This window comes from Acinetobacter sp. 766875 (genome assembly GCF_000582055.1).
Taxonomy (GTDB): Bacteria; Pseudomonadota; Gammaproteobacteria; order Pseudomonadales; family Moraxellaceae; genus Acinetobacter; species Acinetobacter nosocomialis.
The window spans coordinates 129559-155324 of sequence record NZ_JEXX01000002.1; the positions used below are offsets into that span (position 1 = coordinate 129559).

At 38.0% G+C, this 25766-nt stretch carries 22 protein-coding genes and 2 pseudogenes; 6 read left to right on the top strand and 18 right to left on the bottom strand.

Going from position 1 to position 25766, the window contains the following annotated elements; translation table 11 throughout:
- Positions 1-35: 35 nt before the first annotated feature.
- Positions 36-370 (top strand): annotated as a pseudogene (locus tag J576_RS20620) (IS3 family transposase); the annotation flags it as partial.
- An 84-nt stretch (positions 371-454) separates the two neighbouring features.
- Here J576_RS20620 and J576_RS03095 read toward each other — a convergent pair.
- The 4 genes from J576_RS03095 to J576_RS03110 form a co-directional block, all read right to left on the bottom strand.
- Complete coding sequence (locus J576_RS03095; RefSeq protein WP_002050969.1) at positions 455-757, bottom strand: putative quinol monooxygenase; 303 nt, start codon at positions 755-757, stop codon at positions 455-457.
- 335 nt (positions 758-1092) lie between these two features.
- Positions 1093-1923: an S-formylglutathione hydrolase gene (gene fghA / locus J576_RS03100; protein ID WP_002050963.1), complete on the bottom strand. Its 831-nt coding sequence runs from the start codon at positions 1921-1923 to the stop codon at positions 1093-1095.
- 228 nt (positions 1924-2151) lie between these two features.
- Positions 2152-3264 (bottom strand): S-(hydroxymethyl)glutathione dehydrogenase/class III alcohol dehydrogenase, encoded by a 1113-nt coding sequence (locus J576_RS03105; protein WP_000842149.1) that lies wholly within the window; start codon positions 3262-3264, stop codon positions 2152-2154.
- A 21-nt stretch (positions 3265-3285) separates the two neighbouring features.
- Positions 3286-3561: a metal/formaldehyde-sensitive transcriptional repressor gene (locus J576_RS03110; protein WP_001133624.1), complete on the bottom strand. Its 276-nt coding sequence runs from the start codon at positions 3559-3561 to the stop codon at positions 3286-3288.
- A 467-nt stretch (positions 3562-4028) separates the two neighbouring features.
- On the opposite strand from J576_RS03110, the gene J576_RS03115 reads away from it, so the two are divergent.
- Together J576_RS03115 and J576_RS03120 are read left to right on the top strand one after the other, a co-directional pair.
- Positions 4029-5024 carry a zinc-dependent alcohol dehydrogenase family protein gene (locus J576_RS03115; protein WP_033855499.1) on the top strand — a complete coding sequence of 332 codons (996 nt, stop codon included), beginning with the start codon at positions 4029-4031 and terminating at the stop codon, positions 5022-5024.
- Complete coding sequence (locus J576_RS03120) at positions 5014-6030, top strand: zinc-dependent alcohol dehydrogenase family protein (protein ID WP_002050956.1); 1017 nt, start codon at positions 5014-5016, stop codon at positions 6028-6030. Before J576_RS03115 ends, J576_RS03120 begins: the two co-directional genes overlap by 11 nt.
- A 14-nt stretch (positions 6031-6044) precedes the next feature.
- Here the strand turns inward: J576_RS03120 and J576_RS03125 are convergent, their stop codons facing one another.
- A complete protein-coding gene (locus J576_RS03125) occupies positions 6045-6944 on the bottom strand; it encodes a LysR family transcriptional regulator (RefSeq protein ID WP_033855513.1) in 900 nt (299 codons plus the stop codon).
- 135 nt (positions 6945-7079) lie between these two features.
- Here J576_RS03125 and J576_RS03130 point away from each other — a divergent pair, with 135 nt between their 5' ends.
- From J576_RS03130 to J576_RS03140, 3 genes are all read left to right on the top strand, one after another.
- On the top strand, positions 7080-7820 hold the full coding sequence (locus J576_RS03130; RefSeq protein ID WP_033855500.1) for an SDR family oxidoreductase: 741 nt from the start codon (positions 7080-7082) through the stop codon (positions 7818-7820).
- 74 nt (positions 7821-7894) lie between these two features.
- Positions 7895-8893 carry a zinc-binding alcohol dehydrogenase family protein gene (locus J576_RS03135; RefSeq protein WP_002050922.1) on the top strand — a complete coding sequence of 333 codons (999 nt, stop codon included), beginning with the start codon at positions 7895-7897 and terminating at the stop codon, positions 8891-8893.
- 20 nt (positions 8894-8913) lie between these two features.
- On the top strand, positions 8914-9198 hold the full coding sequence (locus tag J576_RS03140) for a putative quinol monooxygenase (protein ID WP_002050931.1): 285 nt from the start codon (positions 8914-8916) through the stop codon (positions 9196-9198).
- On the opposite strand, the pseudogene J576_RS03145 reads toward J576_RS03140, so the two are convergent.
- From J576_RS03145 to J576_RS03205, 13 genes and pseudogenes are all read right to left on the bottom strand, one after another.
- Positions 9188-9490: pseudogene (locus J576_RS03145) on the bottom strand (recombination directionality factor); the annotation flags it as partial. The gene J576_RS03140 and the pseudogene J576_RS03145 sit on opposite strands and share 11 nt — an antisense overlap.
- 25 nt (positions 9491-9515) lie before the next feature.
- Positions 9516-10508, bottom strand: coding sequence for a Fic family protein (locus J576_RS03150; RefSeq protein WP_002050993.1), 993 nt, complete (start codon positions 10506-10508; stop codon positions 9516-9518).
- Between the two features lie 104 nt (positions 10509-10612).
- Positions 10613-11119 carry a DUF4411 family protein gene (locus J576_RS03155; RefSeq protein ID WP_002050938.1) on the bottom strand — a complete coding sequence of 169 codons (507 nt, stop codon included), beginning with the start codon at positions 11117-11119 and terminating at the stop codon, positions 10613-10615.
- Positions 11112-12218: an ImmA/IrrE family metallo-endopeptidase gene (locus J576_RS03160; RefSeq protein ID WP_002050997.1), complete on the bottom strand. Its 1107-nt coding sequence runs from the start codon at positions 12216-12218 to the stop codon at positions 11112-11114. The genes J576_RS03155 and J576_RS03160 overlap by 8 nt, the downstream gene beginning before the upstream one ends.
- 120 nt (positions 12219-12338) lie before the next feature.
- On the bottom strand, positions 12339-15392 hold the full coding sequence (locus tag J576_RS03165) for a type I restriction endonuclease subunit R (RefSeq protein WP_002050926.1): 3054 nt from the start codon (positions 15390-15392) through the stop codon (positions 12339-12341).
- 35 nt (positions 15393-15427) lie between these two features.
- Complete coding sequence (locus J576_RS03170) at positions 15428-16768, bottom strand: restriction endonuclease subunit S (protein WP_002050927.1); 1341 nt, start codon at positions 16766-16768, stop codon at positions 15428-15430.
- A complete protein-coding gene (locus tag J576_RS03175) occupies positions 16765-19002 on the bottom strand; it encodes a type I restriction-modification system subunit M (RefSeq protein WP_002050996.1) in 2238 nt (745 codons plus the stop codon). Before J576_RS03175 ends, J576_RS03170 begins: the two co-directional genes overlap by 4 nt.
- Positions 19003-19029: 27 nt before the next feature.
- Positions 19030-19623 (bottom strand): restriction endonuclease subunit S, encoded by a 594-nt coding sequence (locus J576_RS03180; protein WP_002050981.1) that lies wholly within the window; start codon positions 19621-19623, stop codon positions 19030-19032.
- Positions 19624-19861: 238 nt separating this feature from the next.
- A complete protein-coding gene (locus tag J576_RS03185) occupies positions 19862-21802 on the bottom strand; it encodes a DUF262 domain-containing protein (RefSeq protein ID WP_002050986.1) in 1941 nt (646 codons plus the stop codon).
- Between the two features lie 132 nt (positions 21803-21934).
- The gene (locus tag J576_RS03190) at positions 21935-22876 is read right to left on the bottom strand and encodes a recombination directionality factor (protein WP_002050936.1); all 942 of its coding nucleotides are present in this window, start codon (positions 22874-22876) and stop codon (positions 21935-21937) included.
- 180 nt (positions 22877-23056) lie between these two features.
- Entirely contained in the window at positions 23057-24097 is a 1041-nt protein-coding gene (locus J576_RS03195; protein WP_002050975.1) for a YqaJ viral recombinase family nuclease, read from the bottom strand.
- A 168-nt stretch (positions 24098-24265) separates the two neighbouring features.
- Positions 24266-25309: a DUF932 domain-containing protein gene (locus J576_RS03200; RefSeq protein ID WP_033855501.1), complete on the bottom strand. Its 1044-nt coding sequence runs from the start codon at positions 25307-25309 to the stop codon at positions 24266-24268.
- 58 nt (positions 25310-25367) lie between these two features.
- Positions 25368-25655: a hypothetical protein gene (locus tag J576_RS03205; protein ID WP_000058782.1), complete on the bottom strand. Its 288-nt coding sequence runs from the start codon at positions 25653-25655 to the stop codon at positions 25368-25370.
- Positions 25656-25766: the final 111 nt, after the last annotated feature.

Here is a 25766-nt window from a genome sequence, read left to right on the forward strand (position 1 = left end):
AATTATTTCAGCTTACCGACTTGAGTGATGGTTAAACACATTCAGGCTTGTTCTATACCACTTTTATTATTGATGTATTTTCACGAGCGATTGTTGAATGGAAGGTATCAACACGCTTGACTACTGACATGGTCGTGAACGCATTGGCTAAAACAGTGAATGGCTCATACAAAATAGCGATGATTGAATATTTTAAAAGCAGTTTGGCACGGTTTAGCAGATGTACAAATGCGACAGTAAATTAGATAGATTGGTTCAATATAAAGCATGTAAATAGTTGCATTCGTTTATTTACCCTGCCCTGTTTTGGATATTGACCCATTTAAATGATGGGATTAAACCAATAAATAAAGTAGGACAACTTGAATAAAAGCCTCTGACAAACCTCACAGGGTTGAAGTGCTGCCTTTCATTCAAAATTTCAGGCAGCACCCTCATACATTTAAGCGTCGGTTTAACCTGGTAGTTTACTCGCCAAAACATCTACTTTCTCAATAGACGGTGGCTCTGAAAATAGATCATCGGCCTGAGCCATCAAAGCAGCTGCAACCTTGCCAGATAAATGTGCTTGGCGACCCGCCTCATCAGGAAATGCATCAAAAATACCAAATGTTGTAGGTCCAAGACGTAGGCCGAACCACGCAACTGTCGCAGGTTCTTCCATTACGATTGGTAAACCGCCTTTAAGGAAAGCTTCCACTTCGTCTTCTTTACCTGGTTTAGCTTCAAGACGGACATATAAAGCTGTTTTAAGCATGACTAAAACCCCACAATTGATTAAAATTCAAACTCATTCTGACATTACTAATGTATGCATGTCAGAAAGTTTTGTTGTACAAAGGTTAAAAACAATTTTCCATAGCAGAGCCAAAATCTGATTTTTTTATTTCGGCATAATGCTATGAATTTATTCAAGTTAATACCATTAACATTTGAATCAAAAAATCAAGATATGAGATGATTAAATTCAATCTTAGTTATATAAGGATCAATTGATTCGTCCTTAGATTTATAAGCTGACCTCTTCATCTGGAAATTATATTGCTCAAGAAGCATTCAAGAACAACATGTATATCCTCATATCTATGAAAGTTATTTTGCTAGGAATTTGCTGTGAAACTCTATATGTTTCTCTATAAAGCTCGCAATGAAGTAATAGCTATGGTCATACCCTTCTCTTAGGTTAAGTGTAAGAGGATATTCTTGTTCCAAACAAATATCACTAAGAAGCTTAGGTCTTAACTGTTCTTCAAGAAAATCATCAGCTGTTCCCTGATCGACTAAAATAGGTAAATGAACTTCAGCGTTTTTGATTAATTCAATCGCATCATAGCTTTTCCATAAAGTTTCGGTTTCACCTAGATAGTGTGTAAAAGCCTTTTTCCCCCAAGGTACTTGGCTAGGTGCAACAATTGGTGCAAAAGCAGAAATACTTTTATACAGCTCAGGATTTTTTAACCCAATTACTAATGCACCATGACCACCCATGCTATGACCCATAATACTTTGGACTTGATTGGTCGGAAAATTTAGGTCAATCAGATTTCTGAGCTCTTCCACAATATAATCATACATTTTGAAATGCTGCGACCAGGGTGCTTGTGTTGCATTCACATAGAATCCTGCACCTTGGCCTAAATCATAATCTGCATGATCTGGTACATCCTCTCCACGTGGGCTGGTATCTGGTGCAACAACAATGACTTTATGTTCAGCCGCATACTTTTGTGCTCCGGCTTTAGTAATAAAGTTCTGTTCGTTGCAAGTCAGTCCTGATAACCAATATAAAACTGGCAACCGCTCATCTTTGTCATGAGGTGGCAGATATATTGAGAATTTCATTGAACAGTTTAATGCTGTTGACTGATGGCGATACACTTCTTGCGATCCACCAAAAGAAGCATGTTTCTCAATTATTTCCATAATCAATTACCTATGTTGAGCAAGACTTCATGAGAAATCGAGTAAACAAAGAGTCTCATATTCTCCACAGAGAATAGTGATAAAGATTTAAAATGTAGGCAGGTTTGTTGAACCTATACACGATGCCTACACAGATAGATCGGTTTTACAGATAATGTGCCGTTTTAGAGGATTCCATGCATGTCATTCATGATGCACATGCATGGAAAACTGTAAGGTCTGACGGAATTATTCGTAATGAATTACAGTACGAATTGACTTACCTTCATGCATTAGATCAAAGGCTTCATTGATCTGATCCAAGCCCATCGTATGTGTCACAAATGGTTCTAATTGAATTTTACCTTTCATGGCATCTTCAACCATTCCTGGAAGTTGCGTACGACCTTTTACGCCACCAAAGGCAGAACCTAGCCATTTACGACCAGTAACAAGCTGGAATGGACGGGTAGAGATTTCCTGACCTGCGCCAGCTACACCAATAATTACGGATTGTCCCCAGCCACGGTGTGCACTTTCAAGGGCTGCACGCATCACATTCACGTTACCAATACATTCAAATGAATGATCTACACCCCAGCCAGTCATTTCGACAATGACTTGCTGGATTGGTTTATCGTAATCTTTAGGGTTCAAGAAGTCCGTTGCACCAAACTCTTTTGCCAGCGCAAATTTATCTGGATTCATGTCAACCACAATAATACGCCCTGCTTTAGCTTGACGTGCGGCTTGTACGACTGCCAGACCAATACCACCTAAACCAAAGACCGCAACACTATCACCTTCTTGTACTTTAGCCGTGTTATGTACTGCACCGATACCCGTTGTTACCCCACAACCCAGTAAGCAGACATGTTCGTGATTGGCTTCAGGATTGATTTTAGCCAATGATACTTCTGCCACTACAGTGTATTCACTGAACGTTGAGCAGCCCATATAGTGGTAAATCGGTTGACCATTGTAGGAAAAACGAGTGGTACCATCTGGCATTACGCCTCTACCTTGAGTTTCGCGAACGGAAATACACAAGTTCGATTTTCCAGATTTACAGAATACGCACTCGCCACATTCAGCGGTGTAAAGTGGAATTACATGATCACCTGGTTTGACGCTAGTCACGCCTTCACCAACCTCAACTACGACACCAGCACCTTCATGCCCGAGAATAGCCGGAAAAACACCTTCAGGATCATCGCCAGATAAAGTAAATGCATCTGTATGACACACACCGGTATGGGAGATCTTGATTAATACTTCACCTTTCTTCGGTGGTGCAACATCAACTTCAACAATTTGAAGAGGTTGACCAGGACCAAACGCAACGGCAGCACGTGACTTCATGGAATAATTCCTTATACAGATCTATTTTAAATATGATTTTAGAATCTTGGCGATTTCAGCCAATTCTTCTTTTCGTTGTTGTTCTGTGGTTTCACCTGATACTAAAGTGTCCTTTAAATGAACCTCTAACATCTCATTCATCAAACCATTAATAGCACCACGCACAGAGCATATTTGTTGCAGAATTGCACCACATTCCACATTGTCTTCTAACGCTTTTTCAATCGCTTGCGTCTGACCTTTGATCTTTCTGACGCGTAGAAGAATCTTTTTTTTGTCTTCAACCTGATTAGGCATCAGATCTCCTTATTTGCTAGCATTAATACTATAGTACCCCATAGTATAAAAAAAGCAATAATTTTTATAAATCGAAAATTAAAAAGATCTTTAGCGAAAATTTTCTATCCCTGTTTTTAGTTTTTTTAAATTAACATCATAGAGTTGATGCCAAAGTCACAAAAAAAATGGGACTTTTAGCTCCCATTTTTTATTTTGTCTCATGTTCTTTGTAATGCTGTGACCTTTTAGAATTATGTTTCAAATTTTAGCCACTTTGTAGATATTTTGAACGTTTCAAGCCTTGAAAATACTACCGACAGTTTAGATTAAACTGCCTTTACAAACTGTACTAGAATATTTTTAGTGAGCGGATGATATTTATTATTCATTATTTAGGAATTATTAAATCCTATAAATATCATTTATTGGATTAATTAACTTTGGTACTGTGCACATCATCCCCCAGTTAAAAATAAGGAACAACTATGAATAAGATGATGAATGCTCTTATCCTAGAAAATTTTGGTGATCATGAATTTAAACGTGTAGAACTCCCTATACCTCACCCTGAGGCTGGGCAAGTTCTGGTACGTATTCATGCTAGTGGTGTAAACCCTATTGATTATAAAATTCGTCTTGGTGAAGCACCATATGCTATGCCAGAGCTTCCTGCCGTGTTGGGAACAGATATGGCTGGGGGTGTAACTGCTGTTGGTGAAGGTGTCACCGACTTCAACGTAGGGGATGAAGTTTACGGTCTGATTGGTGGCGTTCGTGGTCTTCAAGGATCTTTAGCAGAATATGTTGTCGTAGATGCTGATCTGATCGCATTAAAGCCACGGAATATCTCTATGCGCGAGGCAGCAGTACTACCATTGACGTTCCTCACCGCTTGGGAAGGTTTAGTGGAACATGCGAAGGTCCAACCAGGTCAAACTGTACTGGTTCAGGGTGGTGCTGGTGGCGTTGGTTATATGGTGGTTCAGCTTGCAAAAGCACTTGATGCAAATGTTTGGGCGACTGGTCGTACAGCTGATCAATCACTGATTTCAGAACTCGGTGCAACACCTCTCGATTACACAACAGCATCTTCCGATGACATTATTGCTGCAAGCCCTGAGGGTCAAGGTTTTAACATTGTTTACGACACTGTGGGTGGTCCAGTACTAGAAGCTTCACTTTCCATGACAACTCACTATGGCCACATTACCAGCTGTGCTGCATTTGGTAATCATAATTTAGCGAGTTCATCTCTACGGTGTGCCACACTGTCTGGCGTATTCGTCCTATTGCCGATGTTAACAGGCAATCGCCGTTCTCATCATGGTGATGTCCTTAAGATCGCTACTCGTCTCGTTGAGGAAGGTAAACTGCGTCCTCTTGTTGATCCTCGTCATTTTACTCTAGACCAAGCGATTGAGGCTCATGATGCTGTTCAAGATCGCTCTGCCAATATTAAGGTCGTGATTGATGTCATTTAACGCACTTCAGGCCAAGACTTGGCGCTTCAATTCTATTGGAGATACAGATGTTCTGACATTAGAAACACTTCCTGTTGCTTTACCAGCCGCAGGAGAAGTTCTAATCCAGATGAAAACGATCGGACTCAACCGGGCTGATGTGATGTTTCGGCGTGGTACTTATATTCAAAAGGCAGTATTCCCCTCTCGTCTGGGATATGAGGGAGCAGGCGTAGTTCTGGCGATAGGTGAAGGTGTACGCCAATTTTCTCCAGGAGATGCAGTATCGATTCTTCCGACTGACAATCTAGCCAAATATGGGACATATGCGGACAAGCTTCTGATTCCAGAAACTTTTTTAGTTCACAAACCCGATAGTTTAAGTTGGGAAGAAGCTTCTTCAATCTGGATGCAGTATTTGACGGCTTGGGGTGGTGTAATCCATGCTGGTGGAGTTTCGAAAGGAAAAACGATCTTGATCACAGCAGCTTCAAGTAGTGTAGGATTAGCTGCGATACAGATAGCTGAAGCAGCGGGTGCTAAGGTCATTGCAAGTACACAAACGATAGAGAAAAAGCAACGTTTACTAGATCTCGGTGTTAAAGATGTTATAGCCAGTGAAGATGAACCAGATTTGTATGAGGCGCTTGTTTCACGTTTGGATGGAGAACATCTTGATGTCGTCTTCGATGCTGTAGGAGGGCCGCATATTGAACAGATTGCAAAAGCGATGTCTGTAGGAGGAACGATGGTTATGCATGGTGCACTTAGCCCTGAGATCACACCATTTCCGCTTAAAGTTGCATTACGCAAGAGCTTAACCATGCGAGGTTTTTTGTTCCTTGAGGTTCTGCATGACCCTGTTCTAAGGGAGCAAGCCAGACGATTTATTCTTAGCAGTATAGGTGCAGGATATCTTCGTCCAGTGATCGACCGTTGCTTTAACTTTGAGGACATGCATGACGCTCAGCGCTATCTTGAATCAAATCAGCAAATAGGAAAAATTGTAGTTACTCTAGATACGTGATGGTCTTATCTGATTCAGGTTTCTATACGGCCCAGCACTTCCGCTAAGTAATCAAACAATGCTCGGATTCGCAAAGGTGTCGGGCCCCGCTGTGGACGATATAAATACAGGCGCCAAACGGGAGAGGTTTCCTCATGAAGTATCTGAATGAGCTTACCACTCCTAAGCCACGGCAAAACTAGAAATCCAGGCATGTGTCCGAATCCGACTCCAGCGAGAATAGCTTGAAATTCAGCTTCAAGATCATCTGTAATAAAACGGGGATTTGATGGCGTAAAGCTTCGACTTTCGGTGAATGTCCATGGCCAGTAACGCCCTGTTTTATGATCGACTAGTGCTGTTAGAGGGTATTTATCAAGATCAATAATTTTTTTAGGCATTCCAACCTTATCAATTAACTCTGGCGTACCCACAGAATAAAAGTTCACTTTAGCCAATTCCCTTGCCACATATCGATTGTCCGGCAAAAATCCAAATCTGATCCCGATATCTATCCGCTCATCGATCACATCCGAGTGTGAATCTGTTAGCACACAATCCACGACAATATCTGGATAACGTGTGGAAAATTCTGCTAGTGCGGGTACTACCAATTTGCGCCCTAACACAGACGACACAGTAAGACGGACAGTCCCACGCATTTCATCTCGTTTCTCCTTGGTGTCTTTTACAAACAAAGCATCGATCGATCCCACCGCAAAACGTGCTTGCTTTGCCAGACGCTCACCATCAGCGGTAATTTTAATTTGTCGAGTACTCCTGTAGAACAGAATCTCTCCGCGCTGCTCTTCTAGCTCTTTTATTGCCCGTGTCACTAGCTGCGGGGAAATACCCAGCTGAGTTGCTGCCTCTTTAAAATTTCGAGACTCTGCTGCGACACAAAAGATACGCATCATTTCCAATTTGTTCTGCATGTCCAATCCTGTGTTCTGGTAATTATTCCGTAAATAGGAATTCTGAAAGATAATATTATTCATTTATTATACCTAACAAGGCTGTAATACTTAATCCATCAAATATGATTGACAGATAGGTTGAAGGTTACTTGTATGAATAATATAGAAAATAAAGTTATTGTTATCACTGGTGCAAGTAGTGGTTTAGGTGAGGCTACTGCTCGCTTACTTGCTAAAAAAGGTGCAAAGGTTGTACTTGGTGCTAGACGTACTGAAAAATTACAGGCTATTGTTCACGACATTCGTGCTGAAGGTGGTCAAGCTGAATTTATTGGTATGGATATAACCAAACCACATGAAGTACAAGCACTTATTGAAAAGGCATTAAGCGCATTTGGTCAAATCGATGTATTGGTAAACAATGCTGGATTAATGTCTATTGCACCATTAAGTGAGCTAAAAGTTGATGAATGGGATCGTATGATCGACATTAATATTAAAGGTGTTCTTTATGGTATAGCAGCTACCCTACCTGTTTTCCAAAAACAAAACTTTGGACACTTTATTAATCTCGCATCTGTTGCAGGGATAAAAGTATTTAGTCCAGGAGGTACTGTTTATAGCGGTACTAAGTTTGCTGTAAGAGCCATCTCTGAAGGCCTTCGTCATGAGGTTGGGGGAACAATTAGAACGACGACTATTGAGCCTGGTGCAGTTGAGTCAGAACTAAAATTTGGTTCTTCTCATAAAGAAAGTTCAGATTTTGTTACTAATTTCTACAGAAAAGCCATACCAGCTGACTCAGTCGCTCGAGCAATTGCTTATGCAATTGAACAGCCTGCGGATGTAGATATTAATGAAATTGTTTTGCGCCCAACGAGCCAAGAGTTTTAATTATTGAATAACATAAAATGGGAGCACTTCGCTTCCATTTTTACTCTATTTTTTTTAAAGTTGTGGACAAATCTATGAAAGCCGTATCGTATGTTATAAATAATCATGATGATTTTAAAAATTCATTGGTAGATATTGAAAAAGCGAAGCCTACACTTAAGGAGCGTGATGTACTGGTAAAAGTTCAGGCAATCTCTGTGAATCCAGTTGATACCAAAGTGAGAAAAAATTCGTCTGAAGCAAATAATCGTATTTTAGGTTGGGATGCCGTTGGGGAAATTATCGAAGTTGGCCCAAAAGTTACCTCGTTTAAAGTAGGAGAGTCTGTTTGGTATGCTGGCGATTTAACCCGAGATGGTAGTAATGCTGAGTTTCAAGCAGTCGATGAACGAATTATCAGTCTTAAACCAATTACAGTATCTAATGCAGAAGCAGCAGCATTGCCATTAACTGCAATAACGGCATGGGAAATGCTGTTTGATCGGTTTCAAATTTCAGAAACAGAAGTTGGCAGTATTTTAATTATTGGTGGTGCAGGTGGTGTAGGATCAATCGCTATTCAACTCCTAAAAGCAAAAACAAATCTGACCGTTATAGCAACAGCTTCACGTGAAGAAACGAAATCTTGGGTAAAATCATTGGGTGCCGACCATGTCATTGATCATAGCAAAGATTTAAATGCACAAATCGAGACACTAGGCATTGCAAAACCAAAATACGTATTCTCTACAAATCATACAGACACCTATACCAAGCAAATAGTTTCTGTAATTGCACCACAAGGCAAGCTTGGATTGATCGATGATCCACGAACATTTGATATTATGCCGTTTAAGACTAAATCTATTTCTATCCATTGGGAGTTGATGTTCACTCGTTCAATGTATGAAACCGATGATATGGAAAAGCAAGGTAATCTGTTGCAACAGGTTGCCCAATTAGTTGACCAGCAAAAAATTAGAAGTACCCTCAACCAAAATCTAGGCAAAATTAACGCTTCAAACTTGGAGAAGGCGCATAAGTTGCTTGAATCAGGTAAATCAAAAGGCAAAATTGTACTAGAAAACTTCTAAAACAAATTAAAGGTGAAATAATGACTATTTCAGTAATTGCGAACTTTAAGGCAAAATCAGATCAAAAAGAGAAGTTAGAAGCGCTTTTAAAAAGTGTAATAGAGCCTACGCTTCAAGAAGAAGGATGCTTGAAATATGAGCTTTATATTAGCGAAAATGACTCGAGTAGATATTTCTTCTTAGAAGAATGGCGTAGCAGGGAGGATTTAGATATCCATATAGCCTCTGATTATATTCAAAGTTTATTTGGTAATATCCAATCGCTAATTGAATCAAGTGATATTATAGAAATCAAAAAAATATAGCCTTCTTGCTCTTTTCATCAATTTGCTTGGCCTGAGTAATGGTATCATTCAGGCCAATACCCTCCCGTAAAGTTAGATCCACGTAATACACAGGTTGGCGATAGCTTTGTGTGGTGCTTTTGTCTCTTAAAGTGAGTTGCAATGGTAGGCACGACAGTAAGCCTCCTGAAGCTGCACTGTAGTAACTCAATCGTGTAGCCAAGGTTCGGTTACTATTAAAGCCAGGGGTTCTAAAGATGAAGGTCCCAAATTCATCTGAGTCATCCAAATTCATATACAAGCACCCATAGGGGATTTATCCACAATTGAAAGTATTGTTATCTTTTTAATCTATACTTTTGTTTCGGACTTTTCGGTTTATCTGGAATAGTACGCTCAATCAAGCCAGCTTCTATGGCAGGATTCAAGTAATTCTTTTGGAACGTTGCTCGATGAGTCAACCCGACCAATTGCATCAACTCAGCGAAAGTATAGTCTCCTTGCTTCATTGCTGAAATTAAACGTTGAACATGATCGCCAGCTTGAGCGGTAGCATGATCGTTAGCTTGAGCGGTCTCATTTGAACTCAGGATTGCATCTAAAATCATCTGTAAGATGAATTCTATAAAAGGGGCTGAATCAGTACGAACTGTACTTACTTGCAAAGCCTCATAGTAGGCTTTTTGATTTTGATAGATCAAACTCTCAACAGGAATATTAGCAAAGATTGGATTCCATCTGCTTAATATTAAAGTTTGCCATAGCCTTCCCATGCGACCATTGCCATCCGCAAATGGATGAATGAATTCAAACTCATAGTGAAATACTGAACTTTGGATAAGAGGATGCACTTCGCTATCATTTAACCAATCAAGTAAGTCAACCATCAGTCGATTAATTTGATTTGCAGGTGGAGCCATATGTACCACTCGATCACCTGACATCACGCCTACGCCACCATGACGATATTGACCAATTTCATCAATCAAGCCTGTCATTAAAATTTGGTGCGCTTGTAATAGGTCTTTTTCTTGGCTTGGTTGCCACTGCTGAAAGGCTTCATAGGCTTTAATGGCATTACGCACTTCCTGTACTTCTTTTGGAGGTGCAATCACTGTCTTACCATTTAAGATCGCCGTGATCTGCTCGGTACTTAGAGTGTTCCCTTCAATCGCAAGTGAGCCTTGAATGGTACGGATACGATTAGCTTTGCGTAGTTTCAGACTATTTTGGATTTCCTCTAAAACAGTCAAGCGCCCTATATTTTCACTAATCTCCGCAACCAGATGAATGATTTTTGAGGTAATAGTATAAGGCGGTTGGTATTTCATTATTAGTTTACTCAACTAAACTGTATTAGTTCTGACTTAATCTAAAACTATTTTTAAACCAGCACATTCAATTAACTTATAAATAAATTATAGAAATATTATCTCTAAATTTTTAAGCCAATCTCTTGAAAAAAAGTATTCATATTGATACAGCGAATACCAAGATCATTAGCAATATCAGGAACTTTTGGGCTTTGTGAAGGTTGATTTTTATTTAAACTAATATTTTTCGTTTCACTTGTTACAATCACTAAATTATCTTTCTTTGCAATTGCGATCAACCATCCATCTGCTATTTTTTCATGTGTCCAACTTTTGTCATTTGTTAAGGCTTTCTCACTATAACAGTCATGAGTTGCAATATGTTGGATAACTTCAGCCCATAAATCAGCATAATCTTTGTATTTACAAGATGCTCCTGTAAAGTTTTCTTCAAGCCATTTTTTAAAACTTTCATCTTGATAATGTTCATTAACAACAATATCTGGAAGTACCACTTGTGAATTGATGATGACTTTAATTTTCTCCCAAAAACTTGGAAAAAAATCAAATTGATAATATCTTTCATAAAAATTGATATAAATATTAGTGTCCAATAAATACTTAGTCATTGCCACCTCTATTCATCAAAATTTTATATCCTTTAAAACCGACACCTACAATATTAAATGCATCTGTATATGAAATACGATCATGATTTACTGCATTCATTACATATTTGAAAAATCTATTATCAACTCTAAATCTAATATTATTAGTATAACTTCCACCATTAGATTCATTCGGTAAAAAACGTTCAAGGTTTTCCTTTAGGTCTCTAGTACGATTCAGGTATTCTTCACGTGTAATCTTATTTAAGTCTAATAGTCTTCTTACAATTACAAATTCACTGACTTTAAATTTTCTAGCTAAAAAATTACTATCGGTTGAATTAAGCTGTAAGAAAATCTCTTGAGGAACTAAAATTTCTGCTGTTACTTTATTTATAAATGCTTCAGTTCGATCAAATTGGTAATCGCCAGCCTCTACAATGTTAAATATTTCTTCAGTACCTACAAAAATATGCACTAACTCATGCACTAATGTAAAGAGTTGACCATTCTTAGTATCTTTCTGATTAATAAAAATTATAGGTGCTTTATGGTCAAGTAATACAAACCCTCGAAATTCTTTCACACTTAGAGGACGATGTGTATTGTCTTTCACTTTACCATTAAAAAAAACAAATACGCCTATACCATTAATCTTATCACGTAGATAATTTAATGGATTATCCGCTTGATTATGGAAAAACAAAGGAATTTCTAGCTTATTACGTATTTGTTTAGCTACCTCTAGAAAATTGGAATCAATAGAGAATTGACCCACAAAATCTAAAGTTTCAGTAATTTCATTCTTCAAAAATTCCTGTTTGACCTCCATTTCTGCAATGGTATCTCTTAACTCTTCACTTGCTTCATCGATTGAATCTGACTCAAGTGTCCTGAAGTCCAATCGTTTGATGTCAATATCAATAGTTTTATTCAGTAATAAAAGACCTGTCGGAACATTAATTTTTTTTGCTATTTCAGATAACTGATTAAAAGTTGGCTGCTTTTCTCCACTTAAAAATTGATCTAAATTATTAATTTTTGTTCTTAAAACACTCAAAGAAATTTGGGCATTTTGAACATAATAATTCAATGTGTTAGTGTCGATACGCATTGACATTACATTCCCTCCTCTATGCCCATTTGACCTTGTCTTATGCTAACATAAATTAACTGTGCAATACTGTCTATAAACATTCATAACAGCACGGCACAATTTGACGTGAAATTTTAATAAGAATTATTTTGAAGCTTTCTTTTTTGTCCGAGTATAAATATGCTTCGCCAATCGCTTAGCGACTTTTTTGCGTAATTCTTCCGTACTCATTACTTTATTACAAACTTCCTCATTTCCTGCAAGTCGCGTAAGGAAAAGGTCTATTAACTTTCCAGATAAATACTCTGTAAAACTGTCTAGAGAATTTGCGTTCACCGCTTGTACTATCTCTTCATTTTCAATAGCTGCTTGTTCAACCTGATCAAAGAACAATTGATCAGCTACCGTAAAATCAGTACCAAATGCCTCATTCAATTCATCAATCAGATGCGATACAGTATCCGTAGATTCTGCCTGCCCTGTTCCAACATCCGTTGAACCTTTTAAAGCATTCGCTTCACCATGCCCCAAATCAATACTATTTTCACTTAACTTTTGCAATCGATAGAATTGGAGTTCAACAATTTTGGATAAATCAACTTCATTTTCCTTAGAGCCTTTAGGCAATTTTTGCAACAATGCTTTTAAATAGGCATAGCGTTGCTCATGCTCTGAGTCTGTAAAGTCCATGATTTGTGAGACAAATAGATATAGATTTAAATAGCTTTGCAATTGGCTCTTAAATAACTTTTGTTGCTCTTGTTGATGTACAAGGTCATCAGGTTGAATTTTCTTATATTTATCAACAGCACGATCAATAATACTATTCAACTGCTTATGTTCATGCCCTGTTAGCTTGCTTCTATCCTTAAACCAAATATTGGCAAACTCATTTAAATCAACTTCAAAGTAAAACTTCCATTGATCCAATGTATGACCAAGCTCATTTAACTTTTGCTCATTTGGAATATCACCAAGTTTGGTCAGCTCGTAGAATGGCTTAAATGCTTTATAAATATCTTCATGGGTATTCACAAAGTCCAATACAAAAGTATCTTCTTTACCATAAGCACAACGGTTCAAACGCGATAAGGTTTGTACTGCTTGGATTCCAGATAACTTCTTATCTACAAACATGGTGTGTAGTAAAGGCTGATCAAAGCCTGTTTGGTATTTTTCAGCAACCAAGAGTACTTGATAATCATCTGTATCAAATTGATCAGGTAATTCAGTTTCTTTAAAACCATTCATTTTAGGTTCTGTATATTCAGTACCATCAACCTCTAGTTTTCCAGAGAAAGCCACTAAAGACTTTATTCCTGTATATTTTTTTTCTTTAATGTATTCATCAAATGCAAGTTTATAACGTACCGCTTGCTCACGAGAATTGGTAACAACCATAGCTTTGGCACGACCACCAATTCGATGCATCGTCACAGTTCTAAAATGCTCGACAATGATTTCTACTTTCTGAGCGATCACACTTGGATGCATGGAAACAAAACGAGCCATTAAAGCTTTGGTTTTATTTTTTGCAAGTTCTGGATCATTGTCAGCGATTTTGATTAATTTAAAGTACTGTTCATAAGTCGTGTAGTTTGCCAATACATCTAAAATGAAGCCTTCCTGAATTGCCTGTTTCATACTGTAATGATGAAACGGAGCTTCGCCGTTATCACCTGCTTCATCAAAGCAAGCGAGCGTTTTCCATTTCGGTGTAGCGGTAAAGGCAAAGAAACTTAAATTAGGTTGGCGACTACGTTTTGACGCTTCTGCAAATAAATGCTTTTTCACGTCATCAGTGAGTTCGCTTTCATCCTCATCGCCATCATCTAAAAACTCTTGAGCAATTGCAGATTCAATCCCATCTTTATTTAGAATCTGCTTCAGTTGCTGTGCTGTCTCCCCACCTTGCGAGCTATGAGCTTCATCGACAATAACAGCGAAGTTCTTGCCTTCTGTACTCAAATCAACCTTAATTCCCTTTTTCGCTTGGGTACGAATAGATTGCATGATGTAGGGAAATTTTTGAATTGTGGTAATAATGATAGGTACATTCGAAGCTAAGGCATTGGTGAGCTGTAGGGTATTCTCATCAATCTTTTGTACCACACCATCTTTATGCTCAAACTGTGCAATGGTTTCTTGTAACTGACGATCAAGTACAATACGGTCAGTAATCACAATAATAGAATTAAAAATTTTCTGATCATCTGCATTGTGCATGGATGCCAATTGATGTGCGAGCCAAGCAATGGTGTTTGATTTGCCTGAACCTGCTGAATGCTGAATTAAGTAGTTATGACCTGAACCATTGGCTTTACTGTGTTTTGTGAGTTTACGCACAGCATCTAATTGGTGGTAACGTGGGAAAATCATGGTTTCTTTTTCGATATATCGAAAACCATTCTCAGTTTTAATTTTTTTGCTTTCTACACTCAAATGCATGTAGCGCGCAAAAATTTCCATAAAGCTATGACGCGCTAAAGTTTCAGTCCACAGATAATGCGTGCGTACATCACCTTCTACAGGTGGATTACCCTTACCATTTAAATAACCTTTGTTGAAGGGTAGAAAAAACGTATTGTCTCCATCCAACTTCGTGGTCATATACACTTCACAAGTATCCACGGCAAAATGAACTAAGGTACGTTTTTTAAATTCAAATAAACGTCCTTTGGCATTGCGATCTTTTTTAAATTGAATTTTGGCATCTTCCACATTCCAGCCTGATGCTGAAAACTCATTTTTAAGTTCAAGCGTGATCAATGGAATACCATTGAGTGAAAGCACCATATCTGGGATTTCATTAAATTCTGTATGGAGCTGACGTGTACATTTAAGTACATTTGCATCATATTGTTCTTGAGTGGTTTTATTGATGCTGGTATTGGGTGCAAAATATGCCATTTTGATTTTTTTACCGAAGCATTTAAAGCCTTGGCGTAAAACCGATAATGCGCCTTCAGTATCTAAGGCATGTGCTAAATCATTAACAATACGATTTGCTGTTTCTTCTTTACATGAGTTATAGATTTTTTCCCAAGTCTTGGGTTGTGTTGCTTGAATAAAGGCAACGACATCTTTGGGAAATAAAGCAATTCTTGGGTCATAATCTTTTGGGTTACCTTTTACATAACCGCCATCCGTTGTTAAACTTTGTTCAATAGCTTGTTCAAAATAATATTCGCTATGCATGGCATTTCCCCCAAAAAAATATGACCCAATGTTTTTTAGTTTACTTTAAGATTTCGAACATCGATTTTCCCTGTCACCACTTGGGTGATTAGAGTCGAGCGATATTCTTTTAACTTATTAATGGTTTGTTCAACTGATTTTTTAACCGCTGAAATTTCATTAAGCTCTTTATCCAAAAATTCAACAATTTCATTTTGATCATTTAGACTTGGCACAATGATTTTCAAACATTTCGTTTTTTCCTGATTAATAATGCCTAAAGTTGAAGCACTAGATAATAATTTGACTATATCTCTCAAAGAATTTAATTGATACATCAAATACTTAGCATTAACATCTTCGATAGGAATCAAAGAGTTAATTTGCTGATTGGTTGTACAATCAACATTAGTAATCGCGACTTTTCCTAAAGTAGCGCCAATACCAATCATCATAATCGATCCTTTCGGCATTGGTTTTACGACTTTATCTTCTAATGCTAATGCGCTAATCTTTTTAACTGATTCATTTAAAATATAATTTTCATCTGTAAAATCAGCAGGTCCATACCAAACAATATCATCATTACTATAATATTCAGGCACAGCACTAGGAGGAGTAGACCCCGTTTGAATTTTAGTAATAACAAACTTTAATTGTTTTACATCCCAAGATTTAGGTATTTGCTTAAACCAACTAATACCACTCTCTTTCATCTCCACATCAGGATTTAAACCCTTAGTCACCGCATGAGAAATCAAAGCCACACGTTGTTCAGCCAATTTTTCCAATAGAGTTTCTTGCTTAGCGATTAAAGCATCAACTTGGGCAAGGCGTTTATCTAAAAAATCTGCAATAACTTTTTGCTCGTTAAATGGTATTTGTGGAATATAAATTTTTTTAAGATGATCTGTATTAAATCTATAAACTTTTGTGCCCGTAGCATATTTACGCAGATAACCAGAAAATGCTTTTGATAAATAATACAGATACTTGCCTAACTGTTCTTCCTGATTAACTTTTAGTAAAAACTGTTCACCACCTATTAGACCAATATCTTGACGGGCATAAAAACATGAATGACCTAAATCCTCTATCGTTTCCGAAGTTGAGATAAGAACCGTATCACCATACATTGCGATTTGACTCAACTTATAAAACTCTTCATTTACATAAGAAGAAAAAGTATTATTTATTTCATCTACTTTATAAGTTTTACCATATTGCAATGCTACGTATTGCCCCTCTTCTAATAAATCAGCTTTAGAAAATCCTGTATTACCTCTAACAATTTCACAACCTTGATCTAATCGTACAATAGCCCAATGGCTAGGGATTTCCCCTAACCATTGCACGCCACTATCCTTATAACTTTCGTAACGTGGTAACTGACTCATGCAGACAAACCTCCTAACATCTGCATAATCTCCTGCTCAAGCTGAACAATCTCAGACTTAATCTCCTCTAAAGGACGTGGTGGCTCATATACGTAGAAATGACGGTTAATTGGAATTTCATAACCGACTTTAGTTTTACTATAGTCAATCCACGCATCAGCCACATGCGGTAAAACTTCCGCTTTTAAATAAGCTTCGCAATGCGCTGTAACCAATGGCAATAACTTAGACAAGTCAGGCTCTTTGTCATAATTCACAGGCAAAGGTAAAGTCAAATTGTCAGGGAATGAAACAAGTTCCGTATCACGCAATTGCGTATCTGGTTCAATATTCCCTTTGCTGTCTTTACACACATCCGCAGTTTGGTCACGTTCAGACAATGCTTCCAAAATCGCTTTCTTCACAGGTGCGCCAAGCTTAAAGGTTAATCCTTTTAAAATTGGATCAAGTACTTTTAAGAATGCATCACGGTTCTTCCAGACTTGATCAGAAATTTTTTCAGTAAGAACCTCTTTAATCGCGTCCTGTTGTAAACGACCTGCTTGCTCTTCTTTCGAGATTTCAGCAGTATCTTTTACTTTCTTACTCTTGGCTAAGCTTGCAAAGGCAGATTGATCATCCAACAAAGCAATACGGTCAGCAGAAATTTTAAAGTTTAAACGTAAAGGACGTTCTACAGTCAGCTTCAAATAACCAAAATCTTGATTATTGAAAATCTTCGAACACACCTTCGCTTCACCAGCTTTGGTTTGAATCAATGCACTCGTGTCTTGATCTTTAAATTTCGAATAAAACTTAGTCAGTTCAGCAATATGATCTTTAGACAATTCATGACGCTTGTTGCCTAAGCTCTTCGCCATTTTCTGATAATGTGCTGTACCATCTATCAACTGCACTTTGCCTTTACGCTGTTCAGATTTTTTGTTCGAAATAATCCAGATATAAGTATAAATACCTGTGTTATAGAACATCTGATCAGGTAAAGCGATAATCGCTTCAAGCCAATCATTTTCGATAATCCAACGACGAATATTACTTTCACCACTGCCTGCATCACCTGTAAATAATGGTGAACCATTAAATACTACGGCAATACGTGAACCTTCCCCACCATTTTCAGGCGAAGGCTTCATTTTAGAAATCATGTGTTGAGCGAACAACAATGATCCATCATTGATACGTGGCAAGCCTGCACCAAAGCGACCTGAAAAGCCCTGTTTCTCTTCCTCATCAATAAATTCTTTTTGGTTTTTCCATTCCACACCAAAAGGAGGATTTGAGAACATATAGTGGAAGTCTTTATCTGCATGACCATCACGCGGAACATAACCATCTTTTTCCTTGGCATTTTTCACACCAAGCGTATCGCCATACACAATGTTTTCAGCAGGTTCATCTTTAATCAATAAGTCAGAACAACAGATAGCATATGATTCAGGATTGTACTCCTGTCCATACATATCAAGGCTAATCTTGTCATTGTATTTCTTGAGAAATTTTTCAGACTCAGACAACATCCCGCCCGTCCCCGCCGTTGGGTCATAAATACTACGATGTACCCCTGCCTTAACAAGCTCATCCTGATCTTCTTCAAAGATTAAGTTCACCATCAACTCAATCACTTCACGAGGCGTAAAGTGATCCCCTGCTTCCTCATTTGCCTGTTCATTAAACTTACGTACTAACTCTTCAAATAGGTAGCCCATTTGTAGATTACTCACGCTACTAGGCGCAAGGCTTAAACCTGATTCAACCAAACCATTACGGAACTCTTGGAAGACTTTATATAAACGGTTTGCATCATCAAGTTTTTCAATTTCTTTAGCAAATTCAAACTTGGCAAAGATATCCTTCGCTTTAGGTGAAAAACCATCAATGTATTTTGTTAAATTTGCCGTAAATTGATCTGGATCATCCAACAGTTTTTGTAGATTAAAACCACTGATGTTATAAAGATTTTGCTTACGATCTTTATCCGCAATTTGGCTCAACTGCTTTTGTAAAAAGACATTCGGGGTTTTATCTTGCAAATTCGCCACAGCTTTTTCATAGCATGCTTTCATTTCATCTGCATAAGGTGCAAGAATCGCATCAAAACGCCCTAATACAATTAATGGCAACATCACACGACGGTACTGCGGTGGGCGGTAAGGTCCACGAATAATATTGGCAATACTCCAAACTAGTCCAACAAGTTTAGAATGCTGTGGGTGTTGATTTACTTCATTTGTCATTTCAATTCTCCAATTCAAAAATTCGGTTTATTGCGCCACTTTGGCTTGCATTAAAATTTGTTCGCTCTTCGCTTGATTGTATTCAGCTCTTAAAGCTGTCAATTGTTTGAATATTAAAGCTTCATTGTGTGCTTTTTCGACAAGTCGAAGAATCTCTTCTTGTTGAAACATAGAGGGAATAACTATTTCAGCTTCTTTTAAGGTCGAAATACTGAGCATCATGAGCAATGATCCTCGACTATTCATTTCAAAATAAGATCGCATTGCTTGTGAATGATTAAAGTACCAAGCTAAAAATTCGGGTTTAATTTCATCAACCTTTAAATTTACAACGATAAATTGATTACTCACAGCAACTCGATCAGACTCTTGTCCTTTAAAAACGTAGGCTCTTGGTTCCCCACGAGCGACCACAATAATTGAGTTGTATTTCAAATATTGAGGTTTTGAGTCGTAAGCCCATTCAAGTTCCGACCATTGATCTTTTGAAATCACCACTTGATCTTTGGTTAAATCTTTAATTTGAATCGTTTTTAAATCAAAAGCATTTACTGATTTTTCAGGGGGGCGTTGCGTAAACCCTGTATATATCTCAGCAATATTTTTTAGTTTTGTCTCCATAGTCTTTCCTTTTAATAAACTTGGAGTACTTTGTTATTTTTCAGATATAATCTGTTTAACAAAGTCTCCTGTGATTAGCGAGTTTTGTTTTGAAAAGTTATCTGATCGCCAAATCTCAACTTTTCAAATCATGCAGTAGAGCTCGTACTGAGCTTTTTACTGCATGAAATCACTATACGTTTCTTCTTTTATTAATGCAAATATATTTTGCACTTTTTATCGTACTGCAAAAAAATATTTAATTTTCCAATTCTTCGTGATGTTTTTTATAACCAATATACCCCTTTAATGACCATCTTTTCATCGCAAACTTAATGTAACGCTCTTCCTGTTCACCAATAATTTCACTATAAAAATCAGAATAATAATTAATGGTTTTCTTGACATCACTCATAGTGTTAAAGGTTTTCCGAACACTTTTTCCTGCTAGTCGTACATGATATAAATCTGTTGGAGCTTCTTGTTCAAACCCTTCAAGATATCGATCTGCTTTAATCCATGCATCATCATTAGTACCTTGAATATTTAAACGGAGTTCAAGTAAAACGAAATTTCCAAGTCTTCTTTTTTGATAACGATCAACTTCTCTACAATTTTGTCCCTCAAAATTTCTATTCTCTGTCGCCCACAAATGCTCTACCGACAAATAATCATTGGTTTTACCAGATGATCTACTCTTTAAAATCTTATCTATATTAATAGTCTTATTAGGTTGTAAAGAAGATTCATAGTTCATTAAGAAGTAGCGAAGTCCTCTCCACCCATAAAAATCAAAAGAACTCTTACCATCCAAATAAAATGAGGCTTCGAACCAACCATCATGCGCAAGATTTTGAGTAAAACTAACCAGTAAATATTCCAATGCTTGGTCATCATTTGTTAGTGTTGTTTTTCCAACTACTCTATTCTCCTCTGCAATAAAACTGTTTAACAAATTCCCATAGTAGTACCTACTCGCATACTGGTATAAGTCACCCTGACCTGTATCTTTTCTAAATGTCATGCCGTTAGCGATATAAACTCTAAAATTTAACGTTTCTAATAATTGTAAATGCCGTTCAAGCATCTCACCCTTACCTTTATTTTTGAGTACCAATGCTAAAAACAAGGGCATAATTGAAGCATGAACATTCTGAGCACGAATGTTTTCAATTAGTGGTTGAATAGCTTTATCAAGCCCAACATAATTAGGGGCATAAAGATGTTCGTACCATTTTGCAGATAATTTTAAAAATTGAATAAAATCTTGTAGTTTGGTTATTGTTTGATTTTTCTTTTCACTGGACTGCAAACATTGATCTATTTTTATTCTTTCCTTAAGAACATCATACCCATACTGGCTATCCGTTTTATTCATTTTAAAAAATACAACCAAACAATATCTTAAAAATGAACTCTCTTCATTTGGTGATGTTTTTTTCGCTTTATTTAGTGATTGTAAAATATCAGACCAATGTTCAGTAATATCATCCCGCAATGAAAAAGCAGATAGCTTAATTGAACAATAAATTAAATAGTTTTTGACTTTTTCCAATTCACTGAGTTGTTTACCTCGATTGTTAATCACTTCAAACATGATACCAGTTTCAGCATCTTCAACTGGCGAATAAACTAAAAACCCTAAACGCTCTTCTAAAACATTTAAAATCTGCGTAATAAGAACTCCTGAAGAAGTTTTTTGAGTCAACCATTTATGGATCAAATCATGAGCATTCAATAGTCGTTCGTGTGACTCTAATGTAATAGGGCAATTTTCTAAATTACGATCAGATAAAATAACTTTCTCAAAAAATTTATTAGTATCTAAATTCAACTTCAAAACAAACTGATCATTACCAATATCACCACGCTTTAAATATTTGGTGCCAATACTCTCTTTGTCCTCTCTATCAGCAAATAGAGAAATACATTTTAAAAAAATAACCAAGGTAGTTAACCGCTGTTGACCATCTACAATATGATATTGATTAGACTGATCTTTATTCAGTGATAAAACAAGTGTACCTGTATAGTGCCTAACGGCTGAAGTATCTAAAAGAAGATGATCAATATCTTTCAATAATTCATCAATCTGCTTTTCATCCCATGCATACCCTCGCTGATAGTCTGGGATACAAAAAAAATTCCCCTCAAAAATCTCTGGTAATGTCCGAAGCTGATGTACAAAGTTATTTTTCATTAGGTGCCCAATAAATGATTTTTTGATTATGAACTAGAGTGACCAATTATATTTCAAATTCATTTATAACAATCTCAATTTAATCAATTTATTAAAAATAAGGGGCTTGCACCCCTTGCTATCCAGTAACCCTCAATTCACCGCCCTCACACTCCCCTGCAAGCCCTTCTGCATATCCTGCACAAAACCCTCACCTTGATTCGGCTTAGACATTGCCTTGGTTCTCGCTGTGGTTACAGACTGTGCTTGTTCAACGTCTCCCTTTTGATTTTCATCACTATAAAACTCCTCCACTAAATCTAACCCTTCTTCGCTGTTGACTTCAAACTGTGCATTGGCAAAACCCTGCCTTGCTGTATGATCTAACGCTGATTGATTAAAGCCGCTCTGCTTACCCTGTTGATCAATGTCTTTCGCCATCTGAATCGCTTGTTGAAGATTAACTCCCTCCCTGAGTGTTAAGTCCACGTAATACACAGGGGTACGATAGCTTTGTGTGGTGGACTTACCTCGAAGTGTCAGTTGTAGTGGCAGGCAAGAAAGTAAACCATAGGATGCAGCATGGTAATAACTCAGTCTAGCCGCCAAGGTCCGAATACTATTAAAACCTGTGGTTCTAAAAATGAATGTACCGAGTTCATCACTTTCATCCAAATTGACATGTAAACGTCCATAGGGCTTGCAGTTTCCTCCTTGTGCCAATGAGCATAAGTCTGGTGAAGGGCATGGGTGCTGCTCAACACCCTGATTGGTGAGTCGCTGGCAGGTTTCACCATTACCTACACAGACAGGCCGTCCTGTTTGTCGGTCAAATAAAGTGTACTCAGCTCTCAGATTCAGTTCAGGATCATTGAAGATCATCCGTACTGGAATGGTACGGAGTTTTTGATTCGGTGCTTTACTGCGTAATTGCTCATCAAGCGGATGTTTGATCCACCCCTCTTTGCTTTGGATTTGACTGGTAATGGTAAATTGGTCATCCTTTTCAGGCAGTCGTTTACCGTTCTTTTCAACAACTTTACCAATACTGATACGTCCAAGGATCGGTGGTGTGATTGCTAAACCTTTAATCATGATAATTTTCCTCTAAATAAAATTTTACTGTTGACCCTTTGTTATGTAAGCAAATACAAAACCGTTTAAAGATCAGATGAAATGCAAAGACCGCCATTTAGTCCACCGCTCCTTCGGGAGTCGGTGGATCGGGGTGGTTTTTGCGCTTTTTGGAAGATTGGAAATATCGATGTGATGGATTCAGTCATCGGTATAAATCTGAAAACGTCGCGTCCCAGCTTTACTTTGTGGAAACTGCTCAAGCATTTCAGGATGAAGTTTGAGTAAGGCTTTGCTGTCTAAACTGATTGAATCTTTGGATTTCTTCCACGTCACTGAACCAGTGGCAAAGGTTGCTCGTTCAGCATCCCTCATCAACATCTGGATTTGATGCTTAGTTTCATCAAAGTTGTTTTGATGTTTTTCAATCTGAAGTTTTTCCTGGATCAGTTGAGCAAACAATTGATTGGCTTGTTCGTTATGACTCAAGTCTTCAACAGTCAACGGAATATGTTGTGGATAGAGCTGCTGTATGGCTTTAGCTGCCGATTCACTGGCATCTACATCAGGTGGTGTATCTTTTTCCACACACTCCCAGAAGTAACGTTCGGCATTGATGATATGTTTGATCACGGATTCGGAGCGCGTCACTTTGAAAATTTTGGTTTCATGCCCACAGATCAGCACACAAACATGTGCTGCTCGTTTGCCTGTCACTGCAAGTTGATGCTGCACCTGACACAGTACGTATAAAGGTACTCCATCTCGCCAAAGTTTTGCGCCGTACTCACCTGCTGTTTTGCATTCCAGAATTTGGACTTCATTGCTACCCACAACGGAGTAATCCAGATTGGCAAGCATAAAATGCTTATCAGGATCTGGATGCTGAAACACTGCATTGATTCTGCGTACCTTGTTATTGGTATGCATGCTGTAGTACTCAGCCACCAATGGTTCTAGCTGCTTACCCCAATAGAGTGGCGCGATACCTGAACTTTCATCTTCAATCGATTGTTTGACTCGTCCTGTCTTGATCATCCAAAGTTCGAGCATCGACATATAGGGATTCAATCCACAGGCTGCTGCACAATCACTACTGCCAATACCTTGGCGACGAACTTCAAGCCAGTCAGATTGAGTCATATTCTTTGTATTGACCAAGCGTTTAGCTGTGAATAATTTTGGGGCAATAAATGGAGTACTTACCTGTTGCATAGATGGATTTAAAATTGCGGTATTCATATTGAAGTCCTGATTATTTTGCTATGTAAAATGATGGGGATCACAAAAATTGGGCATAAAAAAACCACAGCCGAAGCTATGGTTTTAATAATTTTAAAAATCTAATATTTAATTTAAAAATAATTAGTTAGGTCTAACTTTCCATTATTGAAAAATGTATATTTCACACTATGCAAGCATGTTAAGTGCCTGTTCCAATCCTCGTTGTTTGATCGATGCGCCAGCACCAAACCAAGCTGAATCAAGTCGGTGATCGGTACTCATGGCACGACGTTCGTGGTCTATAAATTCCGTGATTGAACACAGTAATCCATAGGCTGTTCCTTTGGCTGAACTTAGCTCCGTACCTCGTCCTTGACCATTAAACATTTCCATAACTCGACTCATCGATCTCGCATTTGGTTCAGCTTTGTCCTTGCCATTGGCTTGGGCTTGCAAGGCTACATCACGGTAGAACTGAATGATGTTATCCTCCTGATCTAATACGTTGTTCATGGTGCTGTTATTGAATACTGCATCAAAGTAAGCGGATGCTTCCATCTGACTCACCTTACGTTGTGTCAGTTGCTTCATTTCATACATGTGTTCATCCCATGCACGTACTGAAATACCCAATTGCTGTTTGACCCTATCTGCATCAAATTTAGTACTGTGTGGAACTTTGACCACACCTGCACTGCTGTTCTGTCCTTTTAAGGCAATCGCTAAAGTGTTGTTACACACCACTCGGATCGAGGTAAATTGTGCGGTGGTGGCAAGGGTTCCGTCACATGCTGTTGCCAAGAGCATATAGCCATTACTGACATCTTTGCCCTTTAATATGGATGTTTGCCCTGTCCGAGCCAGTGCCCAGAATTTCTTACCACCTTTAAGCACGCCTGCAGTTTCAAGCTCAAAGCCTGATTGTTCAGTCAAGTCACGATAGAATTCTAAAATCTCTCGTGGTTGAACTTCCTGAAAGCGTTGGCTAACGACTGATAGTGGTGCATGGGTGTCTGAGCGATAAAGTACTCGTTGCTCTTCATAAGGTATGATGATACTTTGCCCACGTTCATTCTGTGCCATATAACTGACATTGGAAGACTCAATCCGCCAGTCCATGCCTGCCTGCTGTGCCCAGACTTCAATCGGTTGGTTTTGACTTAGTTGATTACCTAGACCATGCCAAGGGGTATCACCGACATAAGCCATTTGTTCAAGTTGATGTGCCATAGTTATATTCCTTTTAAATTGAAAATGAAATTTGAATCTGTGTGGATATGAATATTCTTTAGTGCAAAAGATGAGTTGGAAATTTTTGGTAGCAGTTGTGGCAAAAGCACAAATTCTGCTGTGATGGTGTGCTTTGTTCAGTGAATGAATTCAACACACTACCCAATACTGTCCCTGCAATTCCACCGACAATCGGTGGCAGATTGAAAGACTTTGCGACCGTGGTTCCCAATGCACCCAATGTGGTCGGTGTGACCAAATTGGTTAAGGTTGTATTTGATTGTTGTGTACTTGCTTCAACCAATATCACATTCGTTGAATGACAAAAGGGACAGCTCAAGCTCATGGCTCGACTCCTTAAATTTTGGGCACAAAAAAGCCTGCTCGATGGCAGGCTCTGTTTTCATATTTTCATGTCCTCTCAAAAGAGTTTCATGATTCTCATTAGTATGTTATG

What these genes read in the sequence shown, in the direction of transcription:
- J576_RS03095 (WP_002050969.1), bottom strand. Translation starts at nt 757, where the DNA reads ATGCTTAAAACAGCTTTATATGTCCGTCTTGAAGCTAAACCAGGTAAA.
- fghA (WP_002050963.1), bottom strand. Translation starts at nt 1,923, where the DNA reads ATGGAAATAATTGAGAAACATGCTTCTTTTGGTGGATCGCAAGAAGTG.
- J576_RS03105 (WP_000842149.1), bottom strand. Translation starts at nt 3,264, where the DNA reads ATGAAGTCACGTGCTGCCGTTGCGTTTGGTCCTGGTCAACCTCTTCAA.
- J576_RS03110 (WP_001133624.1), bottom strand. Translation starts at nt 3,561, where the DNA reads ATGCCTAATCAGGTTGAAGACAAAAAAAAGATTCTTCTACGCGTCAGA.
- J576_RS03115 (WP_033855499.1), top strand. Translation starts at nt 4,029, where the DNA reads ATGAATAAGATGATGAATGCTCTTATCCTAGAAAATTTTGGTGATCAT.
- J576_RS03120 (WP_002050956.1), top strand. Translation starts at nt 5,014, where the DNA reads ATGTCATTTAACGCACTTCAGGCCAAGACTTGGCGCTTCAATTCTATT.
- J576_RS03125 (WP_033855513.1), bottom strand. Translation starts at nt 6,944, where the DNA reads ATGCAGAACAAATTGGAAATGATGCGTATCTTTTGTGTCGCAGCAGAG.
- J576_RS03130 (WP_033855500.1), top strand. Translation starts at nt 7,080, where the DNA reads ATGAATAATATAGAAAATAAAGTTATTGTTATCACTGGTGCAAGTAGT.
- J576_RS03135 (WP_002050922.1), top strand. Translation starts at nt 7,895, where the DNA reads ATGAAAGCCGTATCGTATGTTATAAATAATCATGATGATTTTAAAAAT.
- J576_RS03140 (WP_002050931.1), top strand. Translation starts at nt 8,914, where the DNA reads ATGACTATTTCAGTAATTGCGAACTTTAAGGCAAAATCAGATCAAAAA.
- J576_RS03150 (WP_002050993.1), bottom strand. Translation starts at nt 10,508, where the DNA reads ATGAAATACCAACCGCCTTATACTATTACCTCAAAAATCATTCATCTG.
- J576_RS03155 (WP_002050938.1), bottom strand. Translation starts at nt 11,119, where the DNA reads ATGACTAAGTATTTATTGGACACTAATATTTATATCAATTTTTATGAA.
- J576_RS03160 (WP_002050997.1), bottom strand. Translation starts at nt 12,218, where the DNA reads ATGTCAATGCGTATCGACACTAACACATTGAATTATTATGTTCAAAAT.
- J576_RS03165 (WP_002050926.1), bottom strand. Translation starts at nt 15,392, where the DNA reads ATGCATAGCGAATATTATTTTGAACAAGCTATTGAACAAAGTTTAACA.
- J576_RS03170 (WP_002050927.1), bottom strand. Translation starts at nt 16,768, where the DNA reads ATGAGTCAGTTACCACGTTACGAAAGTTATAAGGATAGTGGCGTGCAA.
- J576_RS03175 (WP_002050996.1), bottom strand. Translation starts at nt 19,002, where the DNA reads ATGACAAATGAAGTAAATCAACACCCACAGCATTCTAAACTTGTTGGA.
- J576_RS03180 (WP_002050981.1), bottom strand. Translation starts at nt 19,623, where the DNA reads ATGGAGACAAAACTAAAAAATATTGCTGAGATATATACAGGGTTTACG.
- J576_RS03185 (WP_002050986.1), bottom strand. Translation starts at nt 21,802, where the DNA reads ATGAAAAATAACTTTGTACATCAGCTTCGGACATTACCAGAGATTTTT.
- J576_RS03190 (WP_002050936.1), bottom strand. Translation starts at nt 22,876, where the DNA reads ATGATTAAAGGTTTAGCAATCACACCACCGATCCTTGGACGTATCAGT.
- J576_RS03195 (WP_002050975.1), bottom strand. Translation starts at nt 24,097, where the DNA reads ATGAATACCGCAATTTTAAATCCATCTATGCAACAGGTAAGTACTCCA.
- J576_RS03200 (WP_033855501.1), bottom strand. Translation starts at nt 25,309, where the DNA reads ATGGCACATCAACTTGAACAAATGGCTTATGTCGGTGATACCCCTTGG.
- J576_RS03205 (WP_000058782.1), bottom strand. Translation starts at nt 25,655, where the DNA reads ATGAGCTTGAGCTGTCCCTTTTGTCATTCAACGAATGTGATATTGGTT.